General features: G+C 67.3%; 6 protein-coding genes and 1 pseudogene. 3 read left to right on the plus strand and 4 right to left on the minus strand.

Annotated features, from left to right (window positions below; translation table 11 throughout):
- Together AC1D01_RS15505 and AC1D01_RS15510 are read right to left on the minus strand one after the other, a co-directional pair.
- Positions 1-225 (minus strand): annotated as a pseudogene (locus AC1D01_RS15505) (PilN domain-containing protein); the annotation flags it as partial.
- Positions 222-1,259 (minus strand): pilus assembly protein PilM, encoded by a 1,038-nt coding sequence (locus AC1D01_RS15510; RefSeq protein WP_052202850.1) that lies wholly within the window; start codon positions 1,257-1,259, stop codon positions 222-224. The gene AC1D01_RS15510 and the pseudogene AC1D01_RS15505, both read right to left, overlap by 4 nt.
- Positions 1,260-1,590: 331 nt before the next feature.
- Here AC1D01_RS15510 and AC1D01_RS15515 point away from each other — a divergent pair, with 331 nt between their 5' ends.
- A complete protein-coding gene (locus AC1D01_RS15515; RefSeq protein WP_477867710.1) occupies positions 1,591-3,981 on the plus strand; it encodes a penicillin-binding protein 1A in 2,391 nt (796 codons plus the stop codon).
- 8 nt (positions 3,982-3,989) lie between these two features.
- Here AC1D01_RS15515 and cyaY read toward each other — a convergent pair whose 3' ends face one another.
- On the minus strand, positions 3,990-4,352 hold the full coding sequence (gene cyaY / locus AC1D01_RS15520) for an iron donor protein CyaY (protein ID WP_477843566.1): 363 nt from the start codon (positions 4,350-4,352) through the stop codon (positions 3,990-3,992).
- Between the two features lie 19 nt (positions 4,353-4,371).
- Between cyaY and lptM the strand changes: the two genes are divergently transcribed.
- Both lptM and lysA read left to right on the plus strand, forming a co-directional pair.
- Complete coding sequence (gene lptM / locus AC1D01_RS15525; RefSeq protein WP_477867712.1) at positions 4,372-4,545, plus strand: LPS translocon maturation chaperone LptM; 174 nt, start codon at positions 4,372-4,374, stop codon at positions 4,543-4,545.
- Positions 4,542-5,813, plus strand: coding sequence for a diaminopimelate decarboxylase (lysA, locus tag AC1D01_RS15530; RefSeq protein WP_477867714.1), 1,272 nt, complete (start codon positions 4,542-4,544; stop codon positions 5,811-5,813). The genes lptM and lysA overlap by 4 nt, the downstream gene beginning before the upstream one ends.
- On the opposite strand, the gene AC1D01_RS15535 is transcribed toward lysA, so the two are convergent.
- Positions 5,810-6,802 (minus strand): ABC transporter ATP-binding protein, encoded by a 993-nt coding sequence (locus AC1D01_RS15535; protein ID WP_477867716.1) that lies wholly within the window; start codon positions 6,800-6,802, stop codon positions 5,810-5,812. The two genes, lysA and AC1D01_RS15535, sit on opposite strands and share 4 nt — an antisense overlap.
- Between the last annotated feature and the right edge of the window lie 84 nt (positions 6,803-6,886).

The following is a 6,886-nucleotide window of genomic DNA, read 5'->3' on the forward strand; positions in this document are numbered from 1 at the left end:
ACGCAAGGATGCGATGTCCTTGATCTGCGCCTCGAGCTCGCGGATCTTCACCGACAGGAATTCGTTGCGGTGGATCTGGTTCTCCGTCATCTGCTGCAGCACCAGGTACCACATGCCGACGGCTGCGAGACCCGCCGCGGCGGCCAGCGCCAGGCCCAGGAAGAACGCCGCCTTGCGCCGCTTGCGCTTTTCTTCGCGGTGCGGAAGTAGGTTGATCAGAATCACTGCAGGAACCTCCGCATCGCCAGCCCGCAGGCCGTGAGGTAGGAAGGCGCTTCACGGCGCAGCTTGCTCTCGCGGACCGCGGAGCCCAGCTTCATGTTTTCGAACGGATTGACGACCATCGACGCGAAGCCCGTCAACTCGGTGACGCGGTCCTTCAGCCCCGGCAGGGTCGCCGTGCCACCAGCCAGCATCACGTAGTGCACCTTGTGGTGCGGCGTGCTGGTGAAGAAATACTGCAGCGCACGCCCGATCTCCTGCGACAGGCTGTCGACGAACGGCACCAGCAGCGACGACTCGTAGTCTTCCGGCAATTCGGCCGACAGCTTCTTCTGCTCGGCCTCTTCGAACGAGAAGCCGTACTGGCGGGAGATCAGCTGCGTCAGCTGCGAACCGCCAAAGGCCTGGTCGCGGTCGTAGAGCATCTCTTCGTCGCGCAGCACCTTCAGGCTCGTGGTGTCGGCACCGATCTCGAACAGCGCGACGAGGGCGTCCTTGCCCTCGTTCGGCAGCGCCTCGATCAGCCGGCCCATCGCCAGGCGCGAGGCATGCGATTCGATGTCGAGCACCGCGGGCTTCAGGCCGGCGGCTTCCGCCAGGCCCTGACGGTCCTGCACGCGGTCCTTGCGCGACGCGGCGATCAGCACCTCGACATCGCCCACCGACGTGGGGCTCGGGCCGACCACGGAGAAGTCAAGACTCACCTCGTCCAGCGAGAACGGGATGTATTGGTTGGCTTCGGATTCGACCTGCAGCTCGAGTTCTTCTTCGCGAAGACCGGCCGGCAGCATGATCTTCTTCGTGATCACCGCCGATTGCGGCATCGCGAGCACGACCTGCTTGGTCTTGGTGCCGCTCTTGGTGACCACGCGCCGGACGGCGTCGGCCACTTCGTCGAATTTCTCGATCTGGCCGTCGGTGATCCAGCCCTTCTCGAAGCTCTCGGAGGCGAAACGCTCGAGTACATATTCACCGGAGGCACTCTGGCCCAGCTCGACCAGCTTCACACTGGACGAGCTGATATCCAAGCCGATCATCGGTGGATGCTTTCGGCCTAACAACAGGTCTAGGAAGCTCAAGGGGCCATCTCCCAACGCGACACGAATCGACGACCGAATTGGCGGTGATACGTGCGCTGGATTGTTAAGAAGTTACTTCAATGCTAGCAGTAAACCCTTTGTGCAACAAAGATTTTTCCTTTTCTTGCAACCCATCCTCGTTGCGAAAGCCTGACGGATTTTGGAGCCAAAATTTGTCATTCCGGGTCAACCCTAGGCACCCGGCGACACAAGCTGCCAAGCAGTTCACGGTCGATGCGGACCGGTCAAAGTCGCTTCATATAATCGTCGCGACCACTGTTGGAGTCCCATGAGCGAATCCGAGGGCCCGTCCGAGCGCCCGGCAGCCAGCCCGAACCGCCGATCCTCTTCTTCTGCCTCCTCGCCCTTGCCCGCCTGGGCTCGCTGGCTGGGCCGTGCGCTGTCGTGGCTGGTGGGGGGCGCGCTGGCTGGCGTGCTCACGCTGCTGCTGGTGATCGGCATCGCGCTGTCGGTGGCGTATCCGAACCTTCCCCAGGTCAGCGGCCTCGCCGACTACCGGCCGAAGCTGCCGATGCGCGTCTATTCGGCCGACGGCGTGCTGCTCGGCGAGTACGGCGAGGAACGCCGCAACTTCACGCCGCTCGCCCAGGTGCCCAAGGTGATGCAGGACGCGGTGCTGGCGATCGAGGACGCGCGCTTCTACCAGCACGGCGGCGTCGACTACAAGGGCGTGCTGCGGGCCGGCCTCGCGCAGTTCAACGAGTCGCGCAGCCAGGGCGCTTCGACCATCACGATGCAGGTGGCGCGCAACTTCTATCTCTCCACCGAGAAGACGTTCACCCGCAAGATCTACGAGATCCTGCTGGCGCTGAAGATCGAGAGCCTGCTCAGCAAGGACCAGATCCTCGAGATCTACATGAACCAGATCTTCCTCGGTCAGCGCGCGCACGGGTTCGCRGCGGCCAGCGAGATCTACTTCGGCAAGCCGCTGAAGGACATCACGATCGCCGAGGCCGCGATGCTGGCCGGCCTGCCGAAGGCGCCGTCGGCCTACAACCCGATCGTCAACCCGAAGCGCGCAACGCAGCGCCAGCTCTACATCATCGACCGCATGCTGGAGAACGGCTTCATCACGCCGGAGCAGCACGATGCGGCGCGCGCGCAGCAACTGAAGTACCGCGCGGCACCTGAAGTGGTCGTTCACGCCGAGTACGTGGCCGAGGCGGCGCGCCAGATGATCTTCTCGCAGTACGGCGAAGAGGCCTACACGCGCGGACTCAACGTCTACCTGACCATCCAGGCGTCCGAGCAGACCGTGGCCTACYGGTCGCTGCGCAAGGGCATCATGGATTTCGAGCGCCGTCAGGTGTATCGCGGCCCCGAGGCCTATGTCGACCTGCCGGCCAACGTGAAAGACCTCGACGCCCGCATCGCCGAGGCCCTGGTCGAGCACCCCGACAACGACGAACTGCGCGCTGCCGTGGTGCTCGAAGCGAGCCCGCGCAAGGTCGTGGCGGTGCTGCAGAGCGGCGAATCGCTGACCGTCACCGGTGAAGGCCTGAAGCCGGCCACCTCCGGCCTCGCCGAAAAGGGCAACCCGAAGACGCAGATCCGCCCCGGCGCGGTGATCCGGCTCGTGAAGCTGCCGAAGGGCGACTGGTCGATCACCCAGCTGCCCGAGGTCGAAGGCGCGTTCGTCTCGCTCGATCCGCGCACCGGCGCCGTGCGCACGATGGTCGGYGGCTTCGATCATGCGAAGAGCAAGTTCAACCACGTCACGCAGGCGTGGCGCCAGCCGGGTTCGAGCTTCAAGCCGTTCATCTACTCGGCCTCGCTCGAGAAAGGGTTCACGCCGGCCACCGTCATCAACGACGCCCCGCTGTTCTTCGACGCCGGCACCACCGGCAGCCAGCCCTGGGAGCCGAAGAACTACGACGGCACCTTCGACGGGCCGATGTCGATGCGCCGCGGCCTCGCCAAGTCGAAGAACATGATCTCGATCCGCATCCTGCAGGCGATCGGCCCGGCCTATGCGCAGGACTGGATCACCCGCTTCGGCTTCGATCCCGACAAGCACCCTGCCTACCTGACGATGGCGCTCGGCGCGGGCTCGGTGACGCCGCTGCAGATGGCATCGGCCTACGGCGTGTTCGCCAACGGCGGCTACCGGCTGAACCCGTTCCTGATCAGCAAGATCACCGATTCGCGCGGCCACGTGCTGAACGAGGCGGCGCCGCAGGCAATGGACGACAGCACGCGCACGCTGCCGGCGCGCAACGCGTTCGTGATGGACAGCCTGCTGCAGGAGGTCACGCGCTCGGGCACGGCGGCCAATGCGCAACGCACGCTGAAGCGCCCCGACGTGTACGGCAAGACCGGCACCACCAACGACTCGAACGACGCCTGGTTCGCCGGCTTCCAGCGCAGCGTGGTCGGCGTGGTGTGGATCGGCTACGACAACCCGCGCAAGCTGGGCGACCGCGAGACCGGCGGCGGCCTGTCGCTGCCGGTGTGGATCGACTACATGCAGCAGACGCTGAAGGGCGTTCCGGTCGAGGAGCCGTCAGCCCCCGAAGGCGTGGTCAACATGGGTGGCGAGTGGTACTACGAGGAGTACACCCACGGCAGCGGCGTCAGCAGCCTCGGCCTGGAGGAGAAACTGCCCACGCCGCCCAGCGAGGACGAGAAGAAGGGCATCCTCGACCTCTTCAAGCGCTAGGCAGGATCTCAGGCCGGCGGGGCGAAGCGCAGCGGCATCCCGCCCTGCTCGCTCGCGCAGGCCGAGAGGTCCGCGAAGAACTCCCGCCCTTCCCGCGTGTCGAGCCAGCGGCCGCCGACGTGCTTGTAGTGGTAGCCGCCCGAGCGGGCAGCCAGCCACAGCTCGTGCAGCGGCGGCTGCGTGTTGATCACCAGCTTGCTGCCGTTCGGGAACCCCATCTCCAGCAAGCCCCCGGTGCGCGACGCGTCGATGTCGATCACGTCGTCCTGCAGCCAGGCGTCGACGCTCGCCTCGATGCTCGACAGGATGGCGCCGGTCAGCGCGTGGAACTGGGCATCGCTCAAGGGTGTGGGGACGATCTCGACAGTCATGGCCGGTAGAATTGTTCGCATGTTTCAGCAGCAGCGCAGTGTAGCGAGACGCCTTTCAACACTGGGCGCATCGATGTCTTTGCTGGCCGCGCTCGCGGCCTGCGGCCAGAAAGGGCCGCTGAAGCTGCCCTCGCCGCCTGCCGCGGCACCCTCCGCATCCTCTGCCGCCTCCGCGCCCCCGCTGACCCCATGACCCTGCCCGGTTCGCCCTACGTCGCCTACCGCGGCGCCGATCTCTTCATCGAAGACTGCGCGCTGAACGCGCTCGCCGACCGCTTCGGCACGCCGCTGTACGTGTACTCGCAGGCGGCGATGCTGGCAGCACTCGGCAGCTACCAGCGTGCGCTGGCCGGCCGCGATCACCTGATCTGCTACGCGATGAAGGCCAACTCGAACCTGGCCGTGCTGCAGACCTTCGCGCAGGCCGGCTGCGGCTTCGACATCGTCTCCGGCGGCGAACTGAAGCGTGTGCTCGCAGCCGGCGCGCCGGCGTCGCGCATCGTGTTCTCGGGCGTCGGCAAGACCCGCACCGAGATGCGCGAGGCCCTCGAGGCCGATGTGCTGTGCTTCAACGTCGAGAGCGAGCCCGAGCTCGAGCTGCTGTCGCAGGTGGCCGTCGCCGCCGGCCGCACCGCCCGCATCAGCCTGCGCGTGAACCCCGACGTCGATGCCGGCACCCACCCCTACATCTCCACCGGTCTGAAGGGCAACAAGTTCGGCGTCGCGCACGAGCGCGCGGTCGCCACCTACCAGCGCGCCGCCGCGCTGCCGGGCCTGGAGGTCGTCGGCATCGACTGCCACATCGGCTCGCAGATCACCGAGGCCACGCCCTACCTCAATGCGCTGGACCGGCTGCTCGACCTGGTGGAGGCGGTCGAGGCCCAGGGCATCCGGCTGCAGCACGTCGATGTCGGCGGCGGCCTGGGCATCACCTACACCGACGAGACGCCGCCCGAGGCCGGCGTGCTGGTCGCACAACTGCTCGAGCGCATCGACGCCCGCGGCCACGGCCACCGCCAGGTGCTGTTCGAGCCGGGCCGCTCGCTGGTCGGCAATGCCGGCGTGCTGCTCGCCGAGGTGCTGTACCTGAAGCCCGGCGACGAGAAGAACTTCTGCATCGTCGATGCCGCGATGAACGACCTCGCCCGCCCGGCGATGTACGAAGCCTGGATGGGCATCGTGCCGTGCCGCACGCGGTCCGCGGCGGCAGTCACCTGGGACGTGGTCGGTCCGGTCTGCGAATCGGGCGACTGGCTCGGGCGCGACCGTGCCCTGGCGGTGCAGCCCGGCGACCGCGTCGCGGTGCTGTCCGCCGGCGCCTACGGCATGAGCATGGCCAGCAACTACAACACGCGGCCGCGCGCCGCCGAGGTGCTGGTGTCGGGCTCGCAGGCCTGGCTGATCCGCGACCGCGAAGACGCTGCCGCGCTGTTTGCCGGCGAGCACCTGCTGCCCGGCTAGATCCGTCCTTCTGCCACCGCGTGGCAGGCCACCTGGATGCCGTTGAGCGACAACAGCGCCGGCCGCTCCGCCTTGCAGCGCTCGTTCGCATGCGGGCAGCGCGGGTGGAACGAACAGCCGCTTGGCGGGCTCAGCGGATTCGGCACCTCGCCCTGCACCGGCGTGCGGGCCCGCCCGCTCATCGCGATGTCCGGGATCGCATCCAGCAGCATGCGCGTGTACGGGTGGCGCGGCCTCGCGAAGATCTCCGCCTTCGGCGCCAGCTCGACGACGCGGCCGAGGTACATCACGCCCACCTGGTCGCTGACGTGGCGCACCACCGCGAGGTTGTGCGAGATGAACAGGTAGGTCAGCCCGCGGCTGCGCTGCAGGTCCTTCATGATGTTGAGCACCTGGGCCTGCACCGAGACGTCGAGCGCCGAGGTCGGTTCGTCGCAGACCAGGAACTCCGGCTCGGTGGCCAGCGCCCGCGCGATCGAGATGCGCTGCCGCTGCCCGCCGGAGAACTGGTGCGGGAACTTCTCCATGTCGGCGCTCGCGAGCCCCACCGACTGCAGCAGCTCGCCGACCCYGGCCTTCAGTTGCGCCCGGTCGGTGATCAGCCCGTGCTCGGTCAGCGGCTCCGCGACGATCTGGTGCACCTTCCAGCGCGGGTTCAGGCTCGCGAACGGGTCCTGGAAGATCATCTGCATGCGCCGACGCAACGCGGCCGCTTCCTGGCTGGCCAGCGTCAGCGCGATGTTCTTGTGGCCGAAATGCACCTCGCCGGCGGTCGGCGCCTGCAGGCCGACCAGCAGCCGCGCGACGGTGCTCTTGCCGCAGCCCGATTCGCCCACCAGCGCGAGCGTGGTGCCGCGTTCGATCGAGAAACTGACACCGTCCACCGCATGCACCTGCTGGCGCGGCTTGCGCTCGATCACGCGGTTCAGCCACGGTGCCGAGACGTCGAAGGTCTTCACCAGGTCGCGCACTTCCACCAGCACGTTCATCGCACAGCCCCTGCGGCGGCTGCCGCCGGCGTGTCGTGAAGCCAGCAGGCGGCGCGGGTCGCACCGGCTGCGAGCAGGTCGGGG

This window comes from Rhizobacter sp. P3_B12, assembly GCF_056402895.1.